Origin of the sequence: Umezawaea sp. NPDC059074 (genome assembly GCF_042738955.1) — a bacterium.
GTDB lineage: Bacteria > Actinomycetota > Actinomycetes > Mycobacteriales > Pseudonocardiaceae > Umezawaea.
In genome coordinates, this window is record NZ_JBHYHC010000108.1 from 1 (window position 1) to 25,234 (window position 25,234).

The 25,234-nt window shown below is 70.4% G+C and carries 21 protein-coding genes; 6 read left to right on the forward strand and 15 right to left on the reverse strand.

Annotated elements, in window-relative coordinates:
• Positions 1–279: 279 nt before the first annotated feature.
• The 5 genes from ACFWW9_RS34215 to ACFWW9_RS34235 all read right to left on the reverse strand — a co-directional run bounded on the left by ACFWW9_RS34215 (position 280) and on the right by ACFWW9_RS34235 (position 4,909).
• Positions 280–501 carry a ferredoxin gene (locus ACFWW9_RS34215; RefSeq protein ID WP_390386308.1) on the reverse strand — a complete coding sequence of 74 codons (222 nt, stop codon included), beginning with the start codon at positions 499–501 and terminating at the stop codon, positions 280–282.
• A 4-nt stretch (positions 502–505) separates the two neighbouring features.
• Positions 506–1,702, reverse strand: coding sequence for a cytochrome P450 (locus ACFWW9_RS34220; protein ID WP_390386309.1), 1,197 nt, complete (start codon positions 1,700–1,702; stop codon positions 506–508).
• 87 nt (positions 1,703–1,789) lie between these two features.
• Positions 1,790–2,977 carry a cytochrome P450 gene (locus ACFWW9_RS34225; RefSeq protein ID WP_390386310.1) on the reverse strand — a complete coding sequence of 396 codons (1,188 nt, stop codon included), beginning with the start codon at positions 2,975–2,977 and terminating at the stop codon, positions 1,790–1,792.
• A gap of 94 nt (positions 2,978–3,071) precedes the next feature.
• Entirely contained in the window at positions 3,072–3,641 is a 570-nt protein-coding gene (locus ACFWW9_RS34230; protein WP_390386311.1) for a TetR/AcrR family transcriptional regulator, read from the reverse strand.
• On the reverse strand, positions 3,638–4,909 hold the full coding sequence (locus ACFWW9_RS34235) for a glutamate-5-semialdehyde dehydrogenase (protein WP_390386312.1): 1,272 nt from the start codon (positions 4,907–4,909) through the stop codon (positions 3,638–3,640). The genes ACFWW9_RS34230 and ACFWW9_RS34235 overlap by 4 nt, the downstream gene beginning before the upstream one ends.
• A 95-nt stretch (positions 4,910–5,004) precedes the next feature.
• Here ACFWW9_RS34235 and ACFWW9_RS34240 point away from each other — a divergent pair, with 95 nt between their 5' ends.
• From ACFWW9_RS34240 to ACFWW9_RS34250, 3 genes are all read left to right on the forward strand, one after another.
• The gene (locus tag ACFWW9_RS34240) at positions 5,005–7,086 is read left to right on the forward strand and encodes a RecQ family ATP-dependent DNA helicase (RefSeq protein WP_390386313.1); all 2,082 of its coding nucleotides are present in this window, start codon (positions 5,005–5,007) and stop codon (positions 7,084–7,086) included.
• A gap of 27 nt (positions 7,087–7,113) precedes the next feature.
• Positions 7,114–7,806 carry a phosphotransferase gene (locus ACFWW9_RS34245; RefSeq protein ID WP_390386314.1) on the forward strand — a complete coding sequence of 231 codons (693 nt, stop codon included), beginning with the start codon at positions 7,114–7,116 and terminating at the stop codon, positions 7,804–7,806.
• A 151-nt stretch (positions 7,807–7,957) separates the two neighbouring features.
• Positions 7,958–9,238, forward strand: coding sequence for an MFS transporter (locus tag ACFWW9_RS34250; RefSeq protein ID WP_390386315.1), 1,281 nt, complete (start codon positions 7,958–7,960; stop codon positions 9,236–9,238).
• Here the strand turns inward: ACFWW9_RS34250 and ACFWW9_RS34255 are convergent.
• Positions 9,224–9,763 carry a TetR/AcrR family transcriptional regulator gene (locus ACFWW9_RS34255; RefSeq protein WP_390386316.1) on the reverse strand — a complete coding sequence of 180 codons (540 nt, stop codon included), beginning with the start codon at positions 9,761–9,763 and terminating at the stop codon, positions 9,224–9,226. The two genes, ACFWW9_RS34250 and ACFWW9_RS34255, sit on opposite strands and share 15 nt — an antisense overlap.
• Before the next feature lie 111 nt (positions 9,764–9,874).
• On the opposite strand from ACFWW9_RS34255, the gene ACFWW9_RS34260 reads away from it, so the two are divergent.
• Entirely contained in the window at positions 9,875–10,246 is a 372-nt protein-coding gene (locus tag ACFWW9_RS34260; RefSeq protein WP_390386318.1) for a nuclear transport factor 2 family protein, read from the forward strand.
• Between the two features lie 548 nt (positions 10,247–10,794).
• Here the strand turns inward: ACFWW9_RS34260 and proB are convergent.
• The 6 genes from proB to ACFWW9_RS34290 form a co-directional block, all read right to left on the reverse strand.
• On the reverse strand, positions 10,795–11,925 hold the full coding sequence (proB, locus tag ACFWW9_RS34265; protein WP_390386319.1) for a glutamate 5-kinase: 1,131 nt from the start codon (positions 11,923–11,925) through the stop codon (positions 10,795–10,797).
• Positions 11,925–13,376, reverse strand: coding sequence for a GTPase ObgE (gene obgE / locus ACFWW9_RS34270; protein WP_390386321.1), 1,452 nt, complete (start codon positions 13,374–13,376; stop codon positions 11,925–11,927). The genes proB and obgE overlap by 1 nt, the downstream gene beginning before the upstream one ends.
• A gap of 99 nt (positions 13,377–13,475) precedes the next feature.
• Positions 13,476–13,745 carry a 50S ribosomal protein L27 gene (gene rpmA / locus ACFWW9_RS34275; protein WP_106192723.1) on the reverse strand — a complete coding sequence of 90 codons (270 nt, stop codon included), beginning with the start codon at positions 13,743–13,745 and terminating at the stop codon, positions 13,476–13,478.
• 14 nt (positions 13,746–13,759) lie between these two features.
• Positions 13,760–14,071 (reverse strand): 50S ribosomal protein L21, encoded by a 312-nt coding sequence (rplU, locus tag ACFWW9_RS34280; RefSeq protein ID WP_259621775.1) that lies wholly within the window; start codon positions 14,069–14,071, stop codon positions 13,760–13,762.
• Positions 14,072–14,406: 335 nt separating this feature from the next.
• A complete protein-coding gene (locus ACFWW9_RS34285) occupies positions 14,407–17,196 on the reverse strand; it encodes a translation initiation factor IF-2 N-terminal domain-containing protein (protein ID WP_390386323.1) in 2,790 nt (929 codons plus the stop codon).
• 167 nt (positions 17,197–17,363) lie between these two features.
• Positions 17,364–18,125 carry a TIGR03936 family radical SAM-associated protein gene (locus tag ACFWW9_RS34290; protein ID WP_390386325.1) on the reverse strand — a complete coding sequence of 254 codons (762 nt, stop codon included), beginning with the start codon at positions 18,123–18,125 and terminating at the stop codon, positions 17,364–17,366.
• A 231-nt stretch (positions 18,126–18,356) separates the two neighbouring features.
• Here ACFWW9_RS34290 and ACFWW9_RS34295 point away from each other — a divergent pair, with 231 nt between their 5' ends.
• Positions 18,357–19,841, forward strand: coding sequence for a S8 family serine peptidase (locus ACFWW9_RS34295; protein ID WP_390386326.1), 1,485 nt, complete (start codon positions 18,357–18,359; stop codon positions 19,839–19,841).
• A gap of 3 nt (positions 19,842–19,844) precedes the next feature.
• On the opposite strand, the gene ACFWW9_RS34300 is transcribed toward ACFWW9_RS34295, so the two are convergent.
• From ACFWW9_RS34300 to ACFWW9_RS34310, 3 genes are all read right to left on the reverse strand, one after another.
• Positions 19,845–22,652: a BREX system ATP-binding domain-containing protein gene (locus tag ACFWW9_RS34300; RefSeq protein ID WP_390386328.1), complete on the reverse strand. Its 2,808-nt coding sequence runs from the start codon at positions 22,650–22,652 to the stop codon at positions 19,845–19,847.
• A 241-nt stretch (positions 22,653–22,893) separates the two neighbouring features.
• Positions 22,894–23,025: a hypothetical protein gene (locus tag ACFWW9_RS34305; protein WP_390386330.1), complete on the reverse strand. Its 132-nt coding sequence runs from the start codon at positions 23,023–23,025 to the stop codon at positions 22,894–22,896.
• Between the two features lie 249 nt (positions 23,026–23,274).
• Entirely contained in the window at positions 23,275–23,835 is a 561-nt protein-coding gene (locus tag ACFWW9_RS34310; protein ID WP_390386332.1) for a sigma-70 family RNA polymerase sigma factor, read from the reverse strand.
• Positions 23,836–24,187: 352 nt separating this feature from the next.
• Between ACFWW9_RS34310 and ACFWW9_RS34315 the strand changes: the two genes are divergently transcribed.
• Positions 24,188–25,066: a ferredoxin gene (locus tag ACFWW9_RS34315; protein ID WP_390386334.1), complete on the forward strand. Its 879-nt coding sequence runs from the start codon at positions 24,188–24,190 to the stop codon at positions 25,064–25,066.
• Positions 25,067–25,234 lie beyond the last annotated feature (168 nt).

Genomic DNA, 25,234 nt, shown 5'->3' on the forward strand with positions numbered 1-25,234 from the left:
GGCGTGGGCCGGTTGCGGCCCGGCTTCCATCGCCCCACACCACCCCTGCGGTCGCCCCGGATTATTCCTGGAGCGGCACGCGGCGGCGCGGGGGGGCGGGGGCGCGCCCGCGCCGGGCCCCCCCCCCCCGCCCACGTCGGACTCCCCGTCCGCGGCCTTGGGGGAGTGGGCCGCCTCCGGTCCACGCGGCCCACCCCGAAGCGGAGCCGCGTGCCCAGGGGACGACCCCGCTCCGTGGCCATGACGCCGAACGGACTCACTTTTTTCACCGCTTCGGGATCACACCTCCGGAGCGATCACCACACCGTCACCGTCGCGGACCAGGATCGCCTCCATCGGACAGGACTCGGCCGCGTCGACCACCAGCTCGTCGGGCTCGATGAAGTCCTGGGCCGCCGTCGACTTGCCGTTCTCCAGCGTGAAGTACGCCGCCGCGCTGGCGGCGCACATCCCCGTGCCGATGCACGCCTCGCGGTCGACCTGGACCTGCCACTTGCTCATGGGACTACCACCTCACCGGGAGTTCCTTCGGGCCGCGCACCAGCCTGCCCTTCTTGAACGGCACCTGGTCCGCGGGGACTGCGAGTTCCAGTGCGGGGAACCTGCGCAGGAGCGTGCCGATGGCGACCTGGAGCTCCATCCGCGCCAGCGGGGCGCCGACGCAGTGGTGCACGCCGTGGCCGAACGCGATGTGGGCGTTGCCCTCCCGGTGGAAGTCGATCTCGTTCGGGTTGGGGAAGACCTCGGGGTCGCGGTTGCCCGCCTGGCCGGTGAACACCGCGTCGCCCGCCTTGATCGTCACGCCGCTGAGCTCGACGTCCTCGACGGCGATGCGGGGGAAACCCGCGGAACCGCCGAGGGGCGTGATGCGCAGCAGCTCCTCCACCGCCGCGGGCACCAGGTCCGGGTCGGCCCGCAGCTCGGCGAGCCGTTCGGGGTTGGACAGCAGCGTGTACATGAAGTTGCCGAGCTGGTTTGCCGTGGTCTCGTGGCCCGCGACCAGCAGCGTCACGCCGAAGTTGACCAGTTCCTCCTCGGAGAGCCGATCGCCCTCGTCGCGGGCCGTCACGAGCGTGCCGAGCACGTCGTCGGTCGGCGACTTGCGGCGTTCGGCCACCAGGCCCGCGATGTAGGTCTGGAGGCTCTCGAACCCGCCCTGGATCTCCTCCGGCGTGAACGCGGTGACCGCCAGCGCCCGGTCCGACCAGTCGCGGAACTCGCGCCGGTCGTCGTAGGGCACGCCGAGCATCTCGCAGATGATCGTGATCGGCAGCGGCATGTCGAGCGCCTCGACGAGGTCGGCGGGCGCGCCGTTCTTCTCCATGTCGTCGAGCAGCCCGTCCACGATCTCCTGGGCCCGCTCGCGGAGCTGTTCGGTCCTCCGCATGGTGAAGCCCTTGGCAACCAGCTTGCGCAGCCGACCGTGCTCCGGCGGGTCCATGCTCAGGATCGACGATCGCTCCTGGATGTTCGGGACCGCCCTGGGCACGTCCTTCCCCAGCACCGCGGCCCGGCTGAAGCGCAGGTCGCCGAACACCGCCTTCACGTCCTCGTACTTCGTGACCAGCCACGCGTCGCCGCCGTAGGGCAGCCGGACCCGCGCGACCGGCTCGGTCCGGCGCAGCTCCTCGTAGGCCGGGTCCAGGTCCAGCCGGTGTGCTTCGCCGAACGGGTAGTTCCTGGGTTCCTGACTCGTCGTCATGCCCCCGCACTCCTCCCAAAGCGCCATGTAAGCATTTGCTTACATCCGCCGACGATAGGCTTACACTCACGCTCGGTCAACGAACGACTACCAGGTGACCGGAAGTTCCAGCGGACCGCGGATGAGCCTGCCGCGCTTGAACGGCACGTCCGCGACGGGCACGGCGAGCTCCAGCGTCGGGAACCGGCGGAACAGCGTGCCGATCGCGACCTGGAGTTCCATCCGCGCGAGCGGCGCGCCGAGGCAGTGGTGGACGCCGTGGCCGAACGCGACGTGCGGGTTGTTCTCCCGGTGGAAGTCGACCTCGCCCGCGTCGGCGAACACCGACGGGTCGCGGTTGGCCGCCATCATGCTGACCAGCACCGACTCCCCCGCGCGGACCGTGACGCCGCCGAGTTCCACGTCCTCCAAGGCCATCCGCGGCACCGCCACCACCGATCCCAGCGGGATGAAGCGGACCAGCTCCTCGACGGCGGCGGGCAGGAGGTCGGGCTCCTCGCGCAACGACTTGAGCAGCTCGGGCCGGTCGAACAGCGTGTAGACGATGTTGCCGAGCATGTTCGCGGTCGTCTCGTGCCCGGCGACCAGCAGCGTCACGCCGAACGTGACCAGCTCCTGCTCGCTGAGCCGGTCCTCGCCGTCGCGAGCCTCCACCAGCACGCCGAGCATGTCGTCGTGCGGGACGCGGCGCCGTTCGGCGACCATGGCCGCGATGTAGCCCATCAGGCTGTTCATCGCGTCGCCGATCTCCTCGGCGGTGAACGCGCCGTAGCCGAGCAGCACGTCGGTCCAGCCCTGGAACCCGACCCGCTCGTCCTCCGGCACGCCGAGCATGTCGCAGATGATCGTGATCGGCAGCGGCATGTTGAGCGTCGAGACCAGGTCGGCGGGCGGCCCCTGGGCCTCCACGGCGTCGAGCGCGCCGTCCACGATCTCCTGCGCCCGCTCCCGCAGCAGCTCGATCCGGCGCGCGGTGAACGCCTTCGCGACCAGCTTGCGCAGCCGACCGTGGTCCGGCGGGTCGAGCGAGAGGATGCTCGAGTCGCTCTCGATCCTCGGTGAGGTGCGCGGCACGTCCTTGCCGGACGTGGCAGCACGGCTGAACCTCGGGTCGCCGAGAACGGTCTTGACCTCCTGGTACCCGGTCGCGAGCCAGCCTTCGCCCCCGAAGGGCATCCGCACCCAGGAGACGGGTTCCGTCTCCTGGAGCTGTAAGTAGGTCGGGTCCATGCGAAGCTGCTCGGCCTCGCTGAAGGGATAGGACCTCGTGGTCATGCGCGCTCCAAACCCGAAGGAAGTAAGCGTCCGCTTACATTCTTCGACCCTAGAGAGACCACTACGGACCGTCAACGAGCCATCTCGGTGAGTACTACTGCTCCGTACGCTCCAGCAGCGTCCCGGCGGCCCGCAGGACCAGGCGGATGATCTCCTCGGAGTTCGCGCTCCGCAGCGGCTCCTTGGCGGAGGTGGCGCGCACCATGCTGATGCCGATCACCCACGCGAGCACCAGCTCGGCCCGCAGGTCGCCGTCCTCGGCGTCGGTCAACGTGCTCAACGCACGGATGTAGTCGTCGCCCAGCTCCTTGCGGATGGCCGCGGCGGCGCTGTCGATGCCCTCGGAGCGCAACGCCGTGAACAGCAGGTGGTCCACGGGCCTCGGCGCCTCCTCCAGCATCCGCCGCAGCACCGTCTTCACCAGACGCTCGGGATCCTCGGCCTCCAGCAGCTCCCGGCCCCGGTTGGCCATGACGGCCGCGTACAGCGCGTCCTTGCTGCCGAAGTAGCGGAACAGCAGCGCCTGGTTCACGCCCGCCGCCGCGGCGATGTCCCGCACCGTCGTGCGGTCGAAGCCGCGCTCGGCGAACAACGTCGTCGCGGCGTCGAGCAGCGCGGCGCGGGTCGCCGCCGAGTCCCGGCGGCGAACGGGTTCCGCTGTCACGACGTCGGCCGGATGTGCCCCTCGCCCCAGACGACCCATTTGGTGGAGGTCAGCTCGGCGAGGCCCATCGGCCCGCGGGCGTGCAGCTTCTGGGTGGAGATGCCGATCTCCGCGCCCATGCCGAACTCGGCGCCGTCGGTGAACCCGGTCGAGGCGTTCACCATCACCGCGGCCGCGTCCACGCGGGTGGTGAAGCGCCGCGCGGCCTTCACGTCGGAGGTCACGATGGCCTCGGTGTGGCCGGAGCCGTGCTCGTTGATGTGCGCGATGGCCTCGTCGATCGTGCCGACGACCTTGGCCGCGATGTCCATCGACAGGTACTCGACGTCCCAGTCGTCGCTCGTCGCGGGCACGACCTCGGTGCCGGACAGGTCCGCGAACACGGGGTCGGCGTGCACCGTGACGCCCGCGGCGTGCAGGGCCTCGGCGACGCGCGGCACGAACACGTCCGCGATGTCCGCGTGCACCAGCAGCGACTCGGCCGCGTTGCACACGCTCGTGCGGCGGGTCTTGGAGTTGAGCACGATCCGCTCGGCGTCGTCGAGGTCCGCCGAGGCGTCCACGTACACGTGGCAGTTGCCGACGCCGGTCTCGATGGTGGGCACGGTGGCGTTGGCGACGACCGTGGAGATGAGGCCTGCGCCGCCGCGGGGGATGACCAGGTCCACGAGGCCGCGCGCGGTGATGAGGTAGTTGACCGACGCCCGGTCGTGGCACGGCAGCAGCTGCACGCAGTCCGCGGGCAGGCCGACCGCCTCCAGCGCGTCGCGCAGCACGCCGACGAGCGCGGTGTTCGAGTTCTCCGCGGACGACGACCCGCGCAGCAGCGCCGCGTTGCCGGACTTCAGCGCGAGGCCCGCGGCGTCCACGGTCACGTTCGGGCGGGCTTCGTAGACCATGCCGACGACACCGAGCGGGACGCGCACCTGGCGCATGTCCAGGCCGTTCGGGAGCAGGCCGCCGCGCAGCACCTCGCCCACCGGGTCCGGCAGGCCCGCGACCGTCAGCAGGCCGTCCGCCACGCCGTTCACACGGGCTTCGGTGAGGGCGAGGCGGTCGAGCATGTTCTCGGTGAGGCCCGCGGCACGACCGGCTTCGAGGTCGGCGGTGTTGGCCTTGAGGATCTCCTCGGACCGCTCGCGCAGGGCGGCGGCCATCTCGCGCAGCGCCGCGTCCTTGCGTTCGCGGGTCGCGAGTACGAGTTCCTCGGAGGCGACACGGGCTCGACGGGCGGCGGCGTGCACCTCTTCGCGCAGTTCAGCGGTCACGATGTCCAGCTTAGGTCCATTTGTCCCTCGATAGCTTATGGGTATCCCGGATCCTGAAATCAGTTTCTGTCGGTGTCTCGTGCAATGGTTGGCGCATGGACGAACTCGCCCTCCGGGAGATGGCCGACGAGCGACTCCGGGCCCTCGCCGGTCCGGACGCGGTGCTGCGCGACGACCAGTGGACAGCCATCCACGCGCTGGTGGCGCAGCGGCGGAGAGCGCTGGTCGTGCAGCGCACGGGGTGGGGCAAGTCGGCCGTGTACTTCATCGCGACGGCGCTGCTGCGGGAACTGGGCGAGGGTCCGACGGTGATCGTGTCGCCGTTGCTTGCGTTGATGCGCAACCAGGTGGACGCGGCGGCGCGGGCCGGTGTGCGGGCGGCGACGATCAACTCGGCGAACACGGACGAGTGGACGCGGGTGCAGGACGAGGTCGCGGCGGGCGACGTCGACGTGCTGCTCGTGTCGCCGGAGCGGTTGAACAACCCGGACTTCCGGGACACGGTGCTGCCGTCGCTGACGGCGTCGGCCGGGTTGCTGGTGGTGGACGAGGCGCACTGCATCTCCGACTGGGGCCACGACTTCCGGCCGGACTACCGGCGGCTGCGGACGTTGTTGACGGAGTTGCCGCCGGGGGTGCCGGTGCTGGCGACGACGGCGACGGCGAACAACCGCGTGGTGCGGGACGTGGCGGAGCAGTTGGGGCTCGGCTCGGGGTCGGACGCGCTGGTGCTGCGCGGGCCGCTGGACCGGGAGAGCCTGCGGCTGTCGGCGGTGCGGCTGCCGACGGCCGAGGCGAGGCTGGGGTGGCTCGGCGAGCGGCTGGCGGAGCTGCCGGGGTCCGGGATCATCTACACGCTGACCGTGGCGGCGGCGGACGACGTGGCGGCGTTCCTGCGGGAACGCGGGTACGAGGTGGCGGCGTACTCGGGCCGGACCGATCCGGCCGAACGGCAGCGGGCGGAGGAGGACCTGCTCGCGAACCGGGTGAAGGCGCTGGTGGCGACGTCCGCACTGGGCATGGGGTTCGACAAGCCGGACCTGGGGTTCGTGGTGCACCTCGGCGCGCCGCCCTCCCCCATCGCCTACTACCAGCAGATCGGCCGTGCGGGCCGTGGTGTGGAACGGGCCGAGGTGCTGCTGCTGCCCGGCCCGGAGGACAAGGACATCTGGGCGTACTTCGCGTCGCTGGCGTTCCCGCCGGAGCGGATCGTGCGGCAGGTGCTCGACGCGTTGGCCGACGCCGGGCGGGTGGTGTCGACGGCGGCGCTGGAGCCGATGGTGGAACTGTCGCGCACGCGGCTGGAGGTCGTGCTGAAGGTGCTCGACGTCGACGGCGCGGTGAAGCGGGTGCGCGGCGGGTGGGAGTCGACCGGGCAGCCGTGGACGTACGACGGCGAGCGGTACGACCGCATCGGCGAGGCGCGGGCGGTCGAGCAGCAGGCGGTGCTCGACTACCTGAGCACGACGGGATGCCGCATGGAGTTCTTGTTGCGGCAGTTGGACGATCCGCACGCGAGCCCGTGTGGACGGTGCGACAACTGCACAGGCGAACGTCCGTCCACTGAGGTATCGTCGGGTGCGGCGACGGTGGCGCGGGAACGGTTGCTACGACCTGGGGTGGACGTGGCTCCGCGCAAGCAGTGGCCGACCGGGATGGCGGCGATCGGCGTGTCGCTCTCGGGCAAGATCGCGGTGGGTGAGTCGGCGGAGCCGGGGCGGGCTCTGGGGCGACTGACCGACATCGGGTGGGGCAACCGGTTGCGGACGTTGTTCGCGGCCGAGGACCAGGCGATCCCGGACGACGTGTTCCAGGCGTGCGTGAAGGTGCTGAGCGCGTGGGGCTGGGCGGAACGGCCGGTCGGAGTCGTGACGGTGGGGTCGCGAAGCCGCCCGGAACTGGTGGGCAGTTTCGGTGCGCGCATCTCGGAGATCGGCCGGTTGCCGTTGCTGGGCCAGGTGTGGGTGGGCGAGGCGACGCACCGGGCGAACAGCGCTCAACGGTTGGCGGGACTGTGGAACGGGGTTCAGGCGCCTGATCTCTCCACAGTGGAGGGTCCGGTGCTGCTGATCGACGACCGGATCGACACCGGCTGGACCATGACGGTCGCGGCGAGAGCCGTGCGCAAGGCCGGGGCGTCGGCGGTGCTGCCGTTCGCGTTGGCGGTGACGGCCTAGGTGGAACAACCGTTGCCCGGTGGGTGGGTGAACGAGGTCGTACGGGTGGGCGACACCGTGCGACGAGCGCGGGCGGGCCCGTTCGTCCACCGGCTGCTGGATCACCTCGACGGGTGGCCGGGCGCTCCTCGGCTGCTCGGCGTGGACTCGCGCGGGCGGGAGGTGCTGGAGTTCCTGGACGGGCACGTGGCCTGGGAACCCGATCAGCCCGCCGCGGTGGGGTCGGACGAGAGCCTGGCGCGGGTCGCCCGGCTGGTGCGGGAGTTCCACGACCTCACCACCGGGTTGGCGGGCGATCAGGAAGTGGTGTGCCACAACGACCTTTCGCCCAAGAACACCGTGTACCGGGACCTGGGCGAGGGGTTGCGGCCGGTCGCCTTCATCGACTGGGACGGGGCCGGGCCCGGTCGACGGGTGCACGACGTGGCGCACGTCTGCTGGCAGTACCTGGCGCTGGGGCCTGGAGCCGAGGTCGCTGAGGCGGCGCGCGGCATCCGGGTGATCAGCGACGCGTACGGCTGGGTGGACCACGGTGAACTGGTCGACACGGTCCTGTGGTGGCAGGACCGGTGTTGGCGCGGAATCCTCGCCGATCCTGGACCCTCGGGTGAACGGCTGCGCGCGGCGGGGGTCGTGGAGGAAGTCCGGGCGGCCTACAACTGGGTCGCGGAGCACCGCGAGGAGCTGACTGCTGGAGGTGGAGACTTTCTGGTGAGCTGAGCACGGTCCTGTGGCTCGGCGGAGCACAGTGGGTGGGGACGTCGAGGAGTGGCTCGGAACTGGATGGTCGGAGTGGGTCGATGCCCGCCCTGACCGAAGCCCCGCGTGGCGGATCCTGGCCACGTGCGGAGGCTTGTGGGATGGTCCGAAGATGGTGGAGGTGGAACGGCAGAGGCATCGGCTTCCCGTGCGGAAGCTCATCGCGGCCAGCATCGGCAACGCGATCGAGTGGTACGACTGGACCATCTACGCGACGTTCAGCATCTACTTCGCGACGGCGATCTTCCCGTCCGGCAACGCGGAACTGGCGCTGCTCAACACGTTGGCGACGTACGCGCTGGCGTTCTTCTTCCGGCCGCTCGGCGGGTACCTGCTGGGTCGGTTCGCCGACCTGCGCGGGCGGAAACCCGCGATGATCCTGACCATCGTGCTGATGGCTGGCGGGTCGACGGCCATCGCGCTGCTGCCCACCTACGACCAGGTGGGGTGGCTGGCGCCGATCCTGCTGCTGCTCGCCCGGATCGCGCAGGGGTTGTCGCTGGGCGGTGAGGTGTCGAACGCGTCCGCCTACCTGGCGGAGATCGCGCCCGCTGAACGTCGTGGGCGGTACTCGTCGTTCTTCTACATCTCCACGGGAACGGCGGTGCTGATCGCGTCGCTGATCGGGTTCACGCTCGCGCGGACGATGGACAAGACGCAACTCGGGTCGTTCGGGTGGCGGATCCCGTTCCTCGTCGGTGGCGCGCTGGGGTTGTTGGGGTTGTGGTTGCGGCGATCCCTGGCGGAGACGGAGCAGTTCGAGCAGAACAAGGTGAAGGCGGAACGGCTGAAGCGGCCGTTGCTGACGACGCTGCGCGAGCACCCGAAGGCGGTGGGACGGCTCGTGGGCTTCACGATGCTGTCGACCCTCTGCTACTACACGTTCTTCAGCGCGTTGACGCCGTTCGCGGTGAAGAACCGCGGGGTCGACGCCGTCGACGTGTTCTTGGCGCTGTCGATCGCGACCCTGCTGTTCATCGCGTTGCAGTACCCGATGGGGGCGCTGTCGGACCGGTTCGGGCGCAAGCCGCAGCTGCTGATCTGGTCGGCGGCCACGGCGGTGCTGGTCGTGCCGCTGTCGTCGCTGCTCCGGCCGGGGCTGCTCGGACCACTGGTCGTGTTCTGCGTGGGGCTGGGGCTGTACACGATGATGACGTCGATCGCGCCCGCGGCGATGAGCGAGCTGTTCCCGACAGAGCTGCGCGGGCTGGGCATCGGTGCTTGGTACAACCTCACGGTGGCGCTGTTCGGCGGCACCGCGCCGCTGGTGATCGCGTGGCTGGCGGGTCGCGGTCTGTCGGACGTGTACTTCTACTACGTGGCCGCGGGTGCGCTGGTCGCGTTCCTGGTCATCCTCACGCTGCCGGAGACCAAGGGGTCAGAGTTGCGCTGAGCGCAAACCGGTGAAGATGATCTCCAGGGTGCGCTCGCGGAGGTCCTTGTCCCAGCCCGAGTGCAGCGCGCCCTGGCTGGTGGCCGCGAGCAGCGCCATCACCTCGTCGAGGCGGACGTTCGACCGGACCACTCCCGCCGCCTGAGCCTGGTCGAGCAGGATGCCGACCGCTTCGCGGAGCAGTTGGAGCTGGTCGGAGACCTGGATGTCGATGCCGAGCAACTCCACCACGGTCTTGCGCGAGGCCGCGCGCTCGACCAGGTGGGCGAAGAACGTGAACAGCGACGACGCCGGATCTCCTTGGCGCACCAGGGATTCGACCTCGGCGGCCAGCTCGATCACGAGTTCCTTCATCAACGCGGTCAGCAGGTCGTTCTTGGTCGGAAAGTGCCGGAAGACGGTGCCGATGGCCACGCCCGCCTTCGCGGCGACCTCCTCGGTCGACGCGGAGGCCCCCTTGGCGGCGAAGACCTCGTCGGCGGCGGCCAGGATGCGTGCCCGGTTGCGCTGGGCGTCCGCGCGCATCGCGTTCCCTTCGTTGACAAGATGAGTCTAGACTCATTATCTTCGCGAACCTGAGTCTTCGCTCATCTTACTGGAGGGTTCGTGATGACCGCACGAGAGGTGTATGAGTCGATGCGCCGGGCCTGGATCGAGGATCCGGAAGCCGTCGACGAACTGTGGGCCGAGGACGTCGTGGTGGAGGTGCCGTTCGCCGCGCCGGGACGGCCCAAGCGGTTCGAGGGACGTGACGCGTTCCTGGCGTTCGCCAAGCCAGGCCGGGAGGTGCTGCCGGTTCGGATCGAGGACTGCCGCGACGTCGTCATCCACGACACCGCCGATCCCAACGTGATCGTGGTCGAGTACGTGCTGGTGGGGAGGTCGACGATCACCGGGACGGTGGGGTCGGCGGCATTCATCGCGGTGCTGCGCACGCGCGGGGGCGAGATCGTCCACTGGCGCGAGTACCAGGACACGATGGGCATGGCCGCCGCGCTCGCCGGATGAGAACGGGGACTGGCCAATGACTCCTGCGCCACTCCCCTGCGTCGCTCGAAACGCTGGTGGGGATGGCGCAGGGCGATGCGGGGGTCCCCGATCGTGCAAGGCCCCCCGAAACAGAACGCTACAACGCACCACCGACAAAAACGGCCACGCTCCCAAGGGGCAGGGGGCGAGTGGTCAGAACTGGCCGAAGCGAAGCAAGACCGGAGAAGCGAGACCAGAACGGTGATCCCGATGGTGGCCGGGCGGCGAGTCGCAGTAGTCGGCTGGGCTGTGGTGGCTGGGCAGCCGTGGTCGCCGGCAGGCGAGATCGCCGGGCGAGTGCGGTGGCTAGGCGGCTGAGGTAGCCGGGCAGGCGAGATCGCCGGGCAGGTGAGGTAGCCGGGCGAGTGTGGCGACCAGGCGAGTGCGGTGGCTAGGCGGATGTGGCCGCCGGGCGGATGTGGCCGCCGGGCGGATGTGGCCGCCGGGCGGGTGTAGTCGCCGGGCAGGCGAGGTAGCCGAGCGGCTGTGGTCGCCAGGCGAGTGTGGTCGCCGGGCGGGTGAAGAGGTCAGGGGCGGTGGAGGGCTACTAGGTCGTCTGCGTGGACTACCTCGCGGCGTTGTTCTGGGGGTAGTTCGTGGCTGGAGCGGCCGATGAGGGACGGGAGTTCTGTGGCGTCGTAGGCCACCACTCCCCTGGCCACTACCTGGCCGGTGGTGGTGGAGAGTTCGACTACGTCGCCCGCCTCGAAGGTGCCTGCTACGGCGGTGATGCCTGCGGCCAGGAGGGAACGTCTGCGGGCTACTACTGCGGCTACCGCGCCGTCGTCGAGGACGAGGGTGCCGTTGGCGTCTGCGGCGTAGCCGAGCCAGAAGCGGCGGGCGGTGAGGCGGGTGTCGGTGGCGGTGAAGGCCGTGCCCACGTCCGGGGTGGGGCTGAGGGCTCGGGCGGCGTCTGTTGAGCCTGCTAGGAGGACGGGGATGCCTGCTGAGGCTGCGAGGGTGGCTGCGGCGAGTTTGGAGGCCATGCCGCCGGTGCCCAAGGCGCCGCCGGTGCCTGCTCGGACGCCGTTGACGTCGTCGGGGCCGCCTACCTCGGTGATGCGGTGGGCGTCTGCCAGGCGGGGGTCGCCGTCGTAGAGGGCGTCGACGTCCGAGAGGAGGAACAAGGCGTCCGCGCCGATGAGGTGGGCCACCAGTGCCGCCAGGCGGTCGTTGTCGCCGAAGCGGATCTCCTCGGTGGCGACCGTGTCGTTCTCGTTCACCACCGGGACCACGCCCAAGGCCAGCAGGCGGGAGAGGGTGCGTTGGGCGTTGCGGTAGTGGCTGCGGCGGACCACGTCGTCGGCGGTCAGCAGGACCTGGCCGACGGTGAGGTCGTAGCGGCCGAAGGAGTTGCCGTAGGCGTGGGCCAAGGCCAACTGGCCGACGCTGGCGGCGGCCTGCTGGGTCGCGAGGTCCTTGGGGCGGCGGGTCAAGCCAAGGGGGGCCAGGCCTGCGGCGATGGCGCCACTGGAGACGAGCACGATCTGGCTGCCCGTCGCGCGACGGGCGGCCAAGGCGTCGACCAGCGCGTCCAGCCGGGACGGGTCCAGGCCGCCCTCGGCCGTCGTCAGCGAGGAGGAACCGACCTTCACGACAACCCTGGTGGCCGAGGCCACCGCCTTGCGGGCCAACGAGACCTCCACGCTGCCGATCATCACTCCTCGAAGTCGTCCTCGTCGTAGACACCGGGCAGGCGGCGGGCCCGCTTGAGGGCCTTGCGCTCGCCCGCGCCGATGCGGGTGTTGTTCTCCAGCCGGAGGTCGGTGCCGCGGCCGGTCATGGTCATCGCGATGCCCGCGGGCGTCGTCGGCTCCCAGTCGAACACCAGGTCGCCGATGGTGACCTGGGCGCCGGGCATCGCGCCGCGCTTGATCAGGACCTCTTCCACGCCCATGCGGGCGAGGCGGTCCGCGAGGTAGCCGACGGCCTCGTCGTTGGAGAAGTCCGTCTGCCGGATCCAGCGCTCGGGGCGGTCGCCCCGGACGATGAAGCCGCCCTCGGTCTCCGGGTCGTCGTGGACCGTGAAGCCCTCGTCGTCCACGGCGGTCGGCCGCAGCACGATCCGGGTCGACTCCTGCTTCGGCTTGGTCGCGCGGTACTTCTCGACGACCGTGCCCAGCGCGTACGTCAGCTCGCGCAGGCCCTCGCGGGTCGCGGTCGAGATCTCCAGGACCTCCAGGCCGCGGGCCTCGATGTCGCCGCGCACCAGCTCCGCGAGTTCACGGGCCTCGGGCACGTCGATCTTGTTCAGCACCACCAGGCGCGGCCGGTCGGACAGGTCGCCGCCCAGGGACGGGGTGTACTTCGCGAGTTCCTCTTCGAGGGCGTCGATGTCCGACAGCGGGTCGCGACCCGACTCGAACGTCGCGCAGTCGACGACGTGCACGAGGACCGCGCAGCGCTCGATGTGGCGCAGGAAGTCCAGGCCGAGGCCCTTGCCCTCGCTGGCGCCGGGGATCAGGCCGGGCACGTCCGCCATGGTGAACACGGTGGTGCCCGCGGTGATCACGCCGAGGTTCGGGACCAGGGTGGTGAACGGGTAGTCGGCGATCTTCGGCTTGGCCTCGGAGAGGACCGAGATCAGCGACGACTTGCCCGCGGACGGGAAGCCGAGCAGGCCCACGTCGGCGACGGACTTCAGCTCGAGGACGAAGTCGCCGCTCTCGCCGGGCTCGCCGAGCAGCGCGAAACCGGGGGCCTTGCGGGCCCTGGACGCGAGCTGAGCGTTGCCCAGGCCGCCGCGGCCGCCGCGCGGGGCGTACTTCGGGGTGCCCCCGCCGACGTGGGCGGCGACGACCGTGCCGTCCTCGGTGAGGACCACGGTGCCGTCCGGCACGCGCAGTTCGAGGCTCTCGCCGTTCGCGCCGTCGCGGTTGGCGCCCATGCCCTGCTTGCCGTTGGTGGCGGAGGCGTTGGGGCGGAAGTGGAAGTCCAGCAGCGTGTGGACGTTCGAGTCGACAACCAGGACGACGTCGCCGCCCTTGCCGCCGTTGCCGCCGTCAGGACCGCCCAGCGGCTTGAACTTCTCCCGGTGCACCGACGCGCAACCGTTGCCACCCTCGCCAGCGGCGACGTGGATAACCACTCGGTCGACGAACCGGGACACGAGAACTCACTTCCAAAGGATCAACAGGTGGGGGCAAAAAACTGAGCGCCGTGCGTCCGCGTTGGCGGACACACGGCGCTCAGGGGAATCAGGTCGGGACTACGCGGCGACCTTGGCCTCGACCGGCACGATGTTGACGGTCTTGCGACCGCGCTTCGTGCCGAACTCGACCGCGCCGGGGGCGAGGGCGAACAGCGTGTCGTCCTTGCCGCGGCCGACGTTCACACCGGGGTGGAACTTGGTGCCGCGCTGGCGGATCAGGATCTCGCCGGCCTTGACGACCTGACCACCGAACCGCTTGACGCCCAGGTACTGAGCGTTGGAGTCGCGGCCGTTACGGGAGCTGGACGCGCCCTTTTTGTGTGCCATGGCTAGTCAGGTCCTCACTTACCGGTGATGCCGGTAACCTCGACGCGGGTCAGCTTCTGACGGTGACCCTGCCGCTTGTGGTAGCCGGTCTTGTTCTTGAACTTGTGGATGCGGATCTTGGGACCCTTGGTCTGCTCGACGACCTTGCCGGTCACCGAGATCTTCCCGAGGGCCTCAGCGTCTGCGGTGACGTCAGTGCCGTCCACGACGAGTAGCGCCGGGAAAGTGAACTCAGTGCCCGGGGCGCCCTCGAGCTTCTCGACCTCGACGACGTCGCCGACAGCCACCTTGTACTGCTTGCCGCCAGTCTTGACGATCGCGTACATCAGGACGGAAGTCTCCTGCTACTCGACGGTGACGGGGCCGTGCGCGCCCAGGCTTTCGTGAATCACCATTACGTGAATCAGAGTCGCCGGGCTACACACGACAGGGCCCACCGGACGGCGGGCCGTGTACCAGGTTACGTGTCCGTGCACGGCGAGGTCAAACTGGGGTGCTCGAGCCCCGTACCCCCTGGTCAGCGCCGGAAACGGAAACGCGGAAAACGGTGAATCCACGGGGATCGGGACCGCCGTGACACGCCGCCGGATGTGCCCGACACCACACAAAGCCGAAGGGCCCGCACCGGAATTCGGCACGGGCCCTTCGACGAAAAGCGCTATCAGCCCTCGGTCACGCCGACGGGCGGGCCCGCGGGGCGGGTCGCCGCACGACGCGACGTCCGCCGACGAGGCGCCACCACGACGGGCGGCGACTGGTCGGCCTGCTCGGGCACGTGGCCGTTCAGGGCCGGTTGCGGCGCAACCGGTTCGACCACCGCTGGAGCCTCGACAGGAGTCGCCACGACAGTCTCAGAAGCATCACCTACGGGCTCCTGGACCTGCTTCGCGGCACCCGCGTCCCGGCGCGCCCGACGGCGTTCCCGGTTGCGGTCCCGACGGTCGCGCTTGGCGCCGTCCTGGGCCGCCTGCGCGTCCTGGTCGAGCAGCACGGCCGCCTCGCTCGTGTCCACGACGGGTTCCACCACGGGAACGTCCGGAGTGGACGGTGCGACCTCGACGGCCTCGGCGACCGCGGGCTCGGTGTCGACCGGCGTGGTCTCCACCTGCTCCGCGGACTCGCCGCCGCGGTTGCGCTGCCGGGACTTGCGGCTCGGCTGCTGCTGTTGCGGTTGCTGCTGCTGGGGTGCGGCGGGGGCCTGCGCCGGGGCGCCGTGCGCGTGCACGGGGTCCGTCGACACGACCACGCCACGCCCGCGGCAGTGCTCGCACGTGGTGCTGAAGGCCTCCAGCAGGCCCGTGCCGACCCGCTTGCGGGTCATCTGCACGAGGCCGAGCGAGGTGACCTCGGCGACCTGGTGGCGGGTGCGGTCGCGGCCGAGGCACTCTGTCAGGCGGCGCAGCACCAGGTCGCGGTTCGACTCGAGCACCATGTCGATGAAGTCGATGACGATGATGCCGCCGATGTCGCGCAGCCGGAGCTGGCGGACGATCTCCTCCGCCGACTCCAGGTTGTTGCGCGTCACCGTCTCCTCGAGGTTGCCACCCGATCCGGTGAACTTGCCCGTGTTGACGTCGATGACCGTCATCGCCTCGGTGCGGTCGATGACCAGGTAGCCGCCCGAGGGCAGCCAGACCTTGCGGTCGAGCGCCTTGAGCAGCTGCTCGTCGATGCGGTGCTCGACGAACGCGTCGGACTGGCCGATGTGCTTGCGCAGCCGGTCCTGGAGGTCCGGCGCCACGTGGCGGACGTAACCGTCGATGGTCTCCCAGGCGTCCGCGCCCTGGACGATCAGCGCGGAGAAGTCCTCGGTGAACAGGTCGCGGACGACCTTCACCAGCAGGTCCGGCTCCTCGTACAGCAGCTGCGGGGCCTGGGCCTTCGGCGTGGCGGCCTTGTCCTTGATGACCTGCCACTGCGCCTGGAGGCGGGTGACGTCGCGGCCCAGCTCGTCCTCGGCGATGCCCTCCGACGCGGTGCGGATGATGACACCGGCGTCCTCGGGGACGACGCGCTTGAGGATGTCCTTGAGGCGCTTGCGCTCGTTGTCCGGCAGCTTGCGGCTGATGCCGGTCGCGCCGCCGCCGGGCACGTACACCAGGAAGCGGCCGGGCAGGCTGATCTGGGTGGTCAGGCGGGCGCCCTTGTGGCCGACCGGGTCCTTCGTGACCTGCACGAGGACGCTGTCGCCGCTGGAGAGGGCCTGCTCGATCTTGCGGGACTTGCCCTCGAGACCGGCGGCGTCCCAGTCGACCTCACCGGCGTACAGCACGGCGTTGCGGCCGCGGCCGATGTCGATGAACGCGGCCTCCATGCTCGGGAGCACGTTCTGCACCCGGCCGAGGTAGACGTTGCCGACCAGCGAGCCGGTGCCGGACGAGGTCACGAAGTGCTCCACGAGGACACCGTCCTCCAGGACACCGATCTGGGTGCGGTCGCCGCGCTCGCGGACGACCATCGTGCGCTCGACGGCCTCGCGGCGGGCGAGGAACTCGGCCTCGGACAGCACGGGCACGCGGCGGCGACCGGCTTCCCGGCCGTCGCGGCGGCGCTGGCGCTTGGCCTCCAGGCGGGTCGAGCCCCGGATGCTGCGCACCTCGCTCTGCGCGGCCTCGGAGTCGGCCTTGTCGTCCCGCGCGTCGCGGGTCTCCCGCACCTCGCGGACGTGCACGACCGTGTTCGGCGGGTCGTCCTCGGTGATCGCGGGCTCGTCCTCGGCGCCGGTCTTGCGGCGACGACGGCGACGCCTGCGGCGGCTGCCGCCGTCCCCCGCCTCGTCGGGCCCCTGGTCGTCCTGGTCGGCGGACGCCTCGGCGTCCTCCTCCTCGGACTCCTCGGAGCCCTCGTTCTCCTCGCCGCTGTCCTCGGCGCCCTTGCCGCGGCCACGGCCACGGCGGCCGCGGCGACGACGGCGACGGCTGTCGCTGTCCTCACCGGACTCGTCGTCGGCGGCGTCGTTCTGGTCGGCGTCCGACTCGAGCTCGGCGTCGTCGTCGTACTGCTCGGCGGGCTCCTCGACGACCGGCTTCGCCCGGCCGCGGCCCCGCTTGGGAGCGGGCTCCTCGGCCTGGGGGGCGGGCGCGGTCGGCGCCATGAACACCGCGGACGGCGGCGCGAACAGCGGGGTGAGCGCGGCCACCTCCCTGACCTGGCGGGCCGGGACGGCGGGCTCCTCGTACACCTCGACGTCCACCTCGCCCGAGACGACGTCGTCCCAGTCGAGGAGGCTCTCGGCGACCTTCAGCGCGACGTCCCGGCTCACGCTGGACTGGACCCCGCGCACCGTCTCGCCCAGGTCGGCGAGAGCGGCCACGACGTCCTTGCTGCTGGCGCCCAGCAGCTTCGCCAGCGCGTGCACCCTCAGCTTGGCGGGTAGGTCCGCCAGTTCGGGGTGTGCGGATGTGACGTTATCCCCGCCGGGGTTACCGGCAGGCTTGTCCGTGTTCGACATGCAGCTCCTCCGCCCCCGGGCGCGTCTAGTCGAAGACGCGGCCGCGCAGGGGCCTCTCTAGTCCACTCTCCACCGCGGCTGGCGGCGGGAATCCTTGCCAACGCCGACCGGTATCCGCGCTCTTCGAGCACGGGCGCACAGCCGGCAGGTCCTCAACGAAGACACCCTTAGCGGCGCCCCTGCTCCCCGGTCACCGGCTCGGACTCCGCCACCCTGTCCTGGGCTAGCGGGTCTACCAGTGCACCATCGTCGTCGAGCCGTCCCTGCGCCATCCGGGTCGCCTTCGCGGGCACCGGCGGAATCAGGTCGGCGACGACGCGGAGCGCGCTCAGCACGTCATCGGGTCGAACGGTAGGTGTTGTCTGCCGTACGACCGTCACGAGTATCCCACACGGTCGTGACAAATCAGGCGCATCGTGGCCTGCGTCGCTCGATTGGTCCTCCACCAGGGCCGACACCACGGCCGGCCGGACGTCGATGATCCTCTTCCCGTCCTTGGTCGCGCGCTCGACCTCGACCGATTCCGCGGCGAGCAGCGCGGCTACGGCAGTCCGCAGCTCGGCGGGCGACACGCCGTCCAGCTCGACCCGCCACTCGCTCGCCTCGATGCGCTCGGTCAGGTTCCCGCCGGAGGAGACGACGATCTCCAGCACGTCCAGGCCCGGCGGCAGCGCCTCGTCCAGCGCGGCCCGCAGCTTCTCCACGTCGAGCAGCTCCACGACCTGCACCTCGACGTACTCGGCCTCGCTGGCCACACCGGTCGGCGACGCGCCGATCCAGGACACCTTCGGCCGCGGGCTGAAGCCCTGGGAGTACGCCATCGGCACGCCCGCGCGGCGCAGCGCCCGTTCGAAGCTGCGCGCCACGTCGCGGTGCGAGGTGAAGCGCAGCCTGCCGCGCTTGGCGTAGCACAGGCGGAGCTTCTGCACCGCCGCGGCGGAGGGGTTGTTTGGCTGGTTCTGCCGGCTCAGGGTGGGCTCCTCGGGGTGTGCCGTCGGGATCACGAGCACCCCAACGGCCCAGGCTGCTACTCCAGGGGGACGGTACCGTGGAGGGGTTCCGACCGTTGAGGTTGTCTGGTTCCTCCCGCGTGGTTACCGTCCGCCTACAACGGTCACCCCGAGCCGTGGAACACGTCCGCCCAGCGATGGAGGTCCCCCGTGCCTCTGCTCCGCCGCGCCCGAGTGGTCGCGGTCAGCGCGGTGCTGCTCGCGAGCGGAAGCACGGTGGCCGCGGCCGCCACGTCCGCGTTGCCCGACCAGTACGTCGCGCCGATCGCGAACTGCGTCCAGCCGGGCCCGACGCTGCGCTACCTCGTCGTCTTCGAGGAGGGCACGAGCCAACCGCTCGCCGAGGCCGAGATCGCGGCCTCCTGCGGCACGTCGACCGTCTACTACCCGCAGATCGCCGTCGCCGTCGCCACCTCGCCGGACCCGACGTTCGGGAAGCGGATGGGCGCTGACCGGGCGTACAGCGCGCAGGCCGAGGCGATCTCGAAGAAGACCGGCGCCGTGGTGAAGAAGAAGGTCGACGAGACCGAGCTGGGCAAGGCGTCGCGCACGGGGGCCGTGGACCGCACGGTCGAGCAGTGGGACATGGACCTCATCAAGGCCGCCGAGGCGCACGCCATCACCAACGGCAGCCGCGACGTGGTCGTCGGCGTGCTGGACTCCGGCATCGACCCGACCCACCCGGACCTGGTCGGCGCGCTGGACCCCGGTCTGTCGGCGGGCTGCTCGGCCACCGGGAAGGCCGACACGGCGGTCGAGGCCTGGTCGCCGACCACCTCCGCGCACGGCACGCACGTGGCGGGCACCATCGCCGCGGCCGACGACGGGCGCGGCACGACCGGCGTGGCGCCGGGCGTGCGGATCGCGTCGGTGAAGGTCGTGGACAACGACGGGTACATCTACCCCGAGTACGCGGTGTGCGGCTTCATGTGGGCGGCCGTGCACGGGATGACCATCACGAACAACAGCTACTTCATCGACCCGTGGGTGTTCACCTGCCAGAACCAGGTGGGCCAGAAGGTCGTGTACGAGGCCGTGCGGCGGGCGGTCGACTACTCGTCGAGCCGCGGCGTGCTGACCGTGGCGGCCGCGGGCAACGGCGGCATGGACCTGAGCAAGCCCGGCCGCGACTCGCAGAGCCCGACCAACGCGCCCCCGGAGGACGTGAAGCCGCGCCCGGTGGACAACACGTGCCTGGTGCTGCCCGCGCAGCTGCGGTCGGTGGTGGCGGTGTCGGCCGTGGGCGCGGACAAGGTGAAGGCGGGCTACAGCTCGTACGGGCTGGGCACGGTGGACCTGACGGCTCCGGGCGGCGACCGCAAGCAGGAGCCGGCGCACTCCGACGACGGCTGCGTGCTGTCGACCGTGCCCGCGGGCTACGACTACTCGTGCGGCACGTCGATGGCGGCCCCGCACGTGTCCGGGGTGGCGGCGCTGCTGGCGTCGACCCACCCGGAGGCGACCGCGCCGCAGCTGACCCGGATGCTGAACGCGCAGTCCGAGACGCTGCCGTGCCCGGCGGACTACGACCTGAACGGGACCGGGGCGCAGGACGCCTACTGCACCGGGTACTCCGAGTACAACGGGTTCTACGGGCACGGGCTGGTCGACGCGCTGGCCGCGGTGACCAAGTAGGGCTCAGGCCTGCGGCGCCCGGTGCTGGCTGAGGGCCTCGGCGAGGTCCGTGCGGCCGGTGATGCCGAGCTTGCGGTAGGCGCCGGACAGGTGCAGCTCCACGGTGCGGCGGGTGAGGAAGAGGGCCTCGGCTATCTGCCGGTTGGTCAGCCCCTGCGCCGCCATGCCCGCCACTCGGGTCTCCTGCTTCGTGAGGCCGTGGACCGTGCCCTCGGCCGTGACGGGTTCGCAGGCCCGGAGCTCGTCGCCCGCCAGCCGGATGAGGGGCTGGGACTCGCACTTCGCGCTCAGCTCCACCGCCCGCCGCAGGTGCGGGATGGCGCGCTCGGGGTGGCCTCGACGGCGCAGGTGGGCGCCCAGCTCGAAGAACGCCTCCGCCAGTTGCAGCTTCGCGGTGGACTCGGCGAGGAACTCGGTGGCCTTGACGAGGGCCCTGGTGCCCGCCTCCTCGTCGTCGGCGCTGAGCCCGACGGACAGCAGGGCGGTGCCGAGCGCCCGCGGCGTCCCCCACTGCCGGGCCATCTCGTGGTCCTCCTTGGCCAGCGCCGCGGCGGGCTCGCGCTGCCCCAGCGCCAGGTAGGCGCGGACGGCCAGCGCGCGCCACGGGATCACGGCGGGGCTGTCGACCGCCGACGCCTCGAGCCGCCGTCCGCACTCCAGCAGGTCGGCCAGCGCGCCCTCGGCGTCGTGGAGGGCCAGCTTGAGCTTCCCCCTGGAGTAGAGCACCAGGTTGTGCTGGAACAGCTCGGGCAGCTCACCGGTGAAGCCGCTGCGCACGAGCATGTCGCGGGCCTCGTCGGCGCGACCGAGGTCGACCAGCACCTCGGTCAGGCGGGCGGCGCAGAGGATCGCCATGGGGCAGTCCTGGACGGACCCCAGCTCCTCGAACAGGCGCATCTGCCACTTGAGGAACGTCTTGGCCCGGATCAGCTCGCCGGACGCGAGGAAGTCCATGCCGTGCGCCAGCGACACGACGGTGCCCTTGCGCAGGTGCAGGTCGTGGGGTTCGGAGGTGCTGCCGATCATCCGGCGGAACTTGTCCGACAGCTCGGGCGCGTCGACCAGGAAGCAGGTCGACAGGGTGAACACGAACGGCTGGACGAACACGTCCATGCGGTCGCCCGCCAGCGCCTCGTCGGCGTACCGGACGGCTTCGAGCGCGGAGTCGCCGCGCAGCGCGTGGCCGAGCGACATGATCACCGAGTGGAGCTGGCGGAGCCTCGGGGCGTCGGGCTTCTCCGACTCCAGCTCGTCGGTGAACAGGCTGGCGCGCAGCGCGAGGCCGAGGTCGTTGCCCGCCGCGACCAGGTAGCAGATGGCGCGCAGCTCCCAGAGCTCGTCCTTCTCCTGCGAGCTGAGCCGGGACTGCACCTGGAGGCCGATGGAGAGGGCCAGGCGGGCCTCGTGGGCGGTGCACGCGCGCAGCAGCATGGTCACGGCCTGGCCGACGGCCGAGCGGACGTCGTCGGCGTGCGCGAGCGCCTCGCGGAGGCGGGCCATGCCCTTGGCCGAGTCGCCGAGGAAGTCCACGTGGACCAGTTCCAGCTGCACGGCCAGGCGGTCGTCCGAGCCGAGCGGTTCGGCCAGCACGCGGTCGAGGAGGTCCGCCGCCAAGGCGAGCCTGCCGTCGTGGGCGGCGGCGCGGGCGGCGTGGCGGAGCACGTCGAGCCCCCACGCGATGCGGATGCCGCGGGCCTCCAGGAGGTGGGCGGCGATCCGCGCGTTCGGCGCGTCCGCGTCGGCGAGGAGCCGGGCGGCGCGGGCGTGGTCGGCGGCGCGGGTGGCGACCGGCAGGTCCTGGAGGACGGAGTTGCGGACGAACGGGTGTCGAAAGGACACCGCGTGGCTGTTGTCCAGGATCCTCAAGCGCACCAACGAGTCCATGCCGCGCAACGCCTGGGCGTGGTCCACTCCGGACATCGCGGCGATCATGTTCACCGAGGCCTCGTCGCCGAGGACGGCCACCGCGCGCACGATCTCGGCGCAGCCGGGCAGCGGTCGCAGGCGGACGCGCAGCTGCTCGCCGAGGTCGGGGGCGCCCACCTCGCGCACCTCGTCCGGGGTGACCGCGCCGATCTCGCCGCCGAAGCGGGCGCGCAGCGCGCCGAGCATGCAGTGCAGCAGGAACGGGTTGCCCTTGGTGACGTCGAGGGACGCGGTGACGAGGTCCGCGTGGACCGGGGCGGACACCGCCTCCTTGAGGAGTTCGGCGACGCCGTGGACGCCGAGTCCACCCAGGACGACGGTCTCGGCGCTCGTGCCGGTCAACTCCTGCAACGACACCTCGCCCGCGGGCGGGTGGCCGGTGGTGGAGCCGAGCATGATCAGGACGGGCTGGTCGGTGGTGCGGCGGCGGAGGTAGGCCATGGACCGCATCGACCAGATGTCGGTCACGTGGATGTCGTCCACGACGATCAGCACCGGTCTCTTCTCCGCGGCCTGGCGGACCAGCCGGTAGAAGGCCTCCAGCGACGAGACCCGGTCGGGGCGGAGGTCGACGTCCTGGCCTCCGAGGTCGTCGGCGAGCTGGCGGATGACCCCGCCGTCGAGGTGCGTCTCCAGCCGGGCCCCGTGGCCCACGGCGACGGCGAACCCCATGCTCCTGGCGAGTTCGGCGGTGGTCTCCAGCAGGACGGACTTCCCGACTCCCAGCTCGCCGGTCATCGTCACGATCGCCGAGCGCCCGACGGCCACCCTCGCCAGCAGCGCCCGCATGGTGCGCAGTTCGGCCTCGCGGCCGTGGCAGACCGGTCGGGCCGACGGCACGAGCACGGGTCTGTGCACCACCCATGCGGGCACTGGGGAGGTCACGCGGGGCTCCGATCTGCGGCGCCTGGCAGGGTGCACGCGAGGCCGTGGGAGCGGGGAGCACCACCGTATGGCATGTGTCCAGACCGAGCGTTCCGGTCGTCCTTCGGTACCGAGAGCCCGCACCGGCACGGACCTGAATTTCCTTCGGTACCCACCGTAGAGACGTGGCAGTCCCGTTGAGCGAGACTGGACCCCTGGACGTTGTAGGCCGATCGGCGGTACGGCGCGATCGGACGGTGGGTCAGACCCACGGCAGGAGCACCGACGAGGCGTGGGAGAGGTGGTTGTCGGCCGGGAGCACCCCGGAGATGGCCAGCACCGCCACCACGGCCACGAGCAGCAGGCTCGCCGCGATGAGCAGGAGACCGCGCACCGGCACACCGCAGTCGCCGAACCGCCGCCTTGTCGAATGGGCCGGGGCGGGAATTTGCCGCGCCAAAAGGCCGAATTGATCCGCCTGTGACAACACCAGTGGAATTGTCTGAAATTCGACAAGTTCACACTGGCACCTTGCACAACGGGACAGATGCTCGTTAAAAGCAAGCTCGGCGCCCTCGTCGAGGACGCCGAGCATGTACGCGGCGACGTCGGAATGTGACGACATCGGCCTCGCCCCTCTGTGTCAGCTTCGCTCGCGCAGTGCGCCGCGAAGAATCTGCATCGCCTTGTACAGCCGGGACTTGACCGTGCCCTCGGGAATCCCGAGCGCGAGAGCGGCCTCTTTGATCGTCCGACCGCGCACGTACGTTTCATAGATCGCGGCGCGGTGTTCCTCGCCCAGCCTGCCGATCACCTGGGTGATCACCATGAGTGAGAGGGCCTGGTCCGTCTCATCCGGCGCTTCCATGCTGTCCGGCGAGGTCAACTCCACCTCCTGGGGCCTGGCCTGACGCGTGCGCCACCCGTCGATCACGATCCGACGAGCCACTGTCAGTAGCCATCCCCGCAACATGCGCGGATCCCGGACAAGATTCTCGGAGTTCTGCCACGCCCTGATCAACGTCTCCTGCACCACGTCTTCGGTCCATTGGCGATCATGGCCCGTGAGTCCGAGGACGTGGGCGAACAACGCTCCTCTGAACTGTCCGTACAGCTCGGTGACCAGCTCTTCGGCGTGCTTTTTGGACGTACGAGTGGTGACGTGGCGACGATGATCCGCCAAGGCTCCGCCCAGCGCATTCATGGAGAAACCAACCTCCCGGAGTCCTAGCGGCGGATGGGACGCGCCAGTCTCGTTTCGGCGACCGGAAGCGCACCTGCGATCTAATTGATACAACAGGATCGTACGGCACGCTAGATGGCAATCCAAATCTCTGATAAAAACTTCGGTACAGTATCTTTCGGAAAGACCACGACAGACTTCTAGGGGGTAACGCCGGACTTCGAAGGGAGTTACGCAAGTGAACTGTGATGCAGATCACGTGCAGGATAGACTACTTGATCGAACCACTCCGACGCCGGTTCGTAGTACTTATCGGGCCGCACGCTAAAACGATCTAGACCTTGTCGGGGGAAATGTTATGAACGCTCACATCGTGCAAACGGTTGTAGCGGCCACCTCATACGACGCGGGTGTGCGGGCCGTCTCGGCCCTCTCCGCGCGAATGGCCTACGTCGCGATGTGCCTGACGCTGTGCTGGGGCGTGCTCACGGCCACCGGCTGGGTGCACCGGTTGACGGGTAGACAGGCGCTGCGCGGTGGCCACATCGTGCTGGCGACGTTCACCCTCGCGACCGGCCTCACGCACGCGCTCGCGTTCCTGCTCCTCGACTCGGGCGGCCTCGGTTTCCTCCAGGTGCTCCTGCCGTTCGTCGACGGCGGCCTCGCCCGCCACGCGCTCGGCATCGTCGGACTGGAACTCATGATCGCCGTCGCCGTGACCGCGGGCCTGCACCGCGTTCTGGAGACCTCGCAGTGGGTCAACTTCCACCGCTTCTCCTACGTCGGCGTGTGGCTCGTGGCCATGCACTCGTGGCTCGGCGCGGCGGCCAACGGCTCGGTGTCCACGCTGTGGCTGGGCGGGATCACGCTGCTCGCGCCCGCGATCACCCTCACGGTGCTGCGCTTCCTTCCGCCCGAGCCGCTGGCCAAGATCGGCCTGGTCGACACGCCCCACGTTGTCGTCGACAACTCCCCCGCGCCCGACGAACCCGCGCCGGTGGTCGACCCGGACAACCCCCAGTCCGCGACCGTGCGGACCGAGGTGAAGGACAAGATCGCCGTCAGCGTGGACCACCAGCGGTGCCACCACTACGGGATCTGCGCGTCCCAGGCGCCGAAGGTGTTCCGGCTGCTGGAGGACGGTCGGCTGCGGTACGCGAAGAACCCGGAGGCCTCCCAGACCCCGCTGGTCGAGGCCGCCGCGCACGCGTGCCCCATGCGGGCGATCAAGATGAGCCGCGTGACGGAGTGATCCGATCCCTCGGGCCGGCTCCGGGAATTGCGTTCTTGCGGTTGTTCTTTTGCGTTGTCCCGCGGTGGGACGCCACGGCCGGTGCGGACAACGCGCGAAGGCCCTTTCTTTCGCGCGTCGCCCCGACCGTTTCGGCTAATGGGTTTTTGGGACCGCTCCCGGTGTCTT

Coding starts and splice junctions, on each gene's coding strand:
- ACFWW9_RS34220 (WP_390386309.1), bottom strand. CDS start 1,702: ATGACGACGAGTCAGGAACCCAGGAACTACCCGTTCGGCGAAGCACAC.
- ACFWW9_RS34255 (WP_390386316.1), bottom strand. CDS start 9,763: ATGCGCGCGGACGCCCAGCGCAACCGGGCACGCATCCTGGCCGCCGCC.
- ACFWW9_RS34250 (WP_390386315.1), top strand. CDS start 7,958: ATGGTGGAGGTGGAACGGCAGAGGCATCGGCTTCCCGTGCGGAAGCTC.
- proB (WP_390386319.1), bottom strand. CDS start 11,925: ATGATCGGCAGCGTGGAGGTCTCGTTGGCCCGCAAGGCGGTGGCCTCG.
- ACFWW9_RS34310 (WP_390386332.1), bottom strand. CDS start 23,835: ATGAATGCGCTGGGCGGAGCCTTGGCGGATCATCGTCGCCACGTCACC.
- rpmA (WP_106192723.1), bottom strand. CDS start 13,745: ATGGCACACAAAAAGGGCGCGTCCAGCTCCCGTAACGGCCGCGACTCC.
- ACFWW9_RS34215 (WP_390386308.1), bottom strand. CDS start 501: ATGAGCAAGTGGCAGGTCCAGGTCGACCGCGAGGCGTGCATCGGCACG.
- rplU (WP_259621775.1), bottom strand. CDS start 14,071: ATGTACGCGATCGTCAAGACTGGCGGCAAGCAGTACAAGGTGGCTGTC.
- ACFWW9_RS34240 (WP_390386313.1), top strand. CDS start 5,005: ATGGACGAACTCGCCCTCCGGGAGATGGCCGACGAGCGACTCCGGGCC.
- ACFWW9_RS34225 (WP_390386310.1), bottom strand. CDS start 2,977: ATGACCACGAGGTCCTATCCCTTCAGCGAGGCCGAGCAGCTTCGCATG.
- ACFWW9_RS34285 (WP_390386323.1), bottom strand. CDS start 17,196: ATGTCGAACACGGACAAGCCTGCCGGTAACCCCGGCGGGGATAACGTC.
- ACFWW9_RS34260 (WP_390386318.1), top strand. CDS start 9,875: ATGCGCCGGGCCTGGATCGAGGATCCGGAAGCCGTCGACGAACTGTGG.